The organism is Streptomyces sp. NPDC003456, from assembly GCF_042878735.1.
Classification (GTDB): Bacteria; Actinomycetota; Actinomycetes; order Streptomycetales; family Streptomycetaceae; genus Streptomyces.
In genome coordinates, this window is the sequence record NZ_JBIAOK010000015.1 from 1 (window position 1) to 1,212 (window position 1,212).

At 68.1% G+C, this 1,212-nt stretch carries 1 protein-coding gene; it reads right to left on the reverse strand.

The annotated features are described in order from the left end of the window. A partial coding sequence (pgi, locus tag ACFYWG_RS33480) for a glucose-6-phosphate isomerase (RefSeq protein WP_389204489.1) occupies nucleotides 1-1,212 on the reverse strand: 1,212 nt, incomplete at both ends.

Genomic DNA, 1,212 nt, shown 5'->3' on the forward strand with positions numbered 1-1,212 from the left:
CGGTAGGCGGCCACCAGTGCGGCCGTGGAGGGGTCGAGACCGGGGACGTCCGCGCCCTGGGTCAGGGCGGGCTCGATGCGCTTGGCGAGGACCTTGCCGAGTTCGACGCCCCACTGGTCGAAGGAGTCGATGTCCCACACCGCGCCCTGCACGAACACCTTGTGCTCGTACAGCGCGACCAGCTGGCCCAGCACCGACGGGGTCAGCTCACCGGCCAGGATCGTGGTGGTGGGACGGTTCCCCTTAAACGTCTTGTGCGCCACCAGCTCCTCCGGCACCCCTTCAGCGCGTACCTCCTCGGGTGTCTTGCCGAAGGCCAGGGCCTGGGTCTGGGCGAAGAAGTTGGCCATCAGCAGATCGTGCTGGGCGGCGAGTTCGCCGCTCAGCTCCGCCACCGGCCGGGCGAAGCCGATGAAGTCGGCCGGGACGAGCTTGGTGCCCTGGTGGATCAACTGGTAGTAGGCGTGCTGCCCGTTGGTGCCCGGCGTGCCCCACACCACCGGCCCCGTCTGCCACCGCACCGGATCACCCTGGCGGTCCACCGACTTGCCGTTGGACTCCATGTCCAGCTGCTGCAGATAGGCGGTGAACTTCGACAGGTAGTGGCTGTAGGGCAGCACGGCGTGCGACTGGGCGTCGTGGAAGTTGCCGTACCAGATGCCCAGCAGGGCCATGATCAGCGGGGCGTTGGCCTCGGCCGGGGCGTTGCGGAAGTGCTCGTCGACGATCCGGAACCCGTCGAGCATCTCCCGGAACCGGTCCGGGCCGATCGCGATCATCAGCGACAGGCCGATCGCGGAGTCGAAGGAGTAGCGCCCGCCCACCCAGTCCCAGAACGCGAACATGTTGTCCGTGTCGATACCGAAGTCCGCGACCTTCTCCGCGTTGGTCGACAGGGCCACGAAGTGGCGGGCCACCGCCTTGTCGTCCCCCAGCCCCGCCAGCAGCCACGAACGCGCCGAGGTGGCGTTGGTGATCGTCTCGATGGTGGTGAACGTCTTGGAGGCGACGATGAACAGCGTCTCGGCCGGGTCCAGGTCACGCACCGCCTCGTGCAGGTCCGAGCCGTCCACGTTCGACACGAAACGCACCGTCAACTCGCGGTCGGTGAACGCACGCAGCGCCTCGTAGGCCATCGCCGGGCCCAGATCGGAGCCGCCGATACCGATGTTGACCACGTTGCGGATCGGCCGGCCGGTGTGCCCGGTCCAC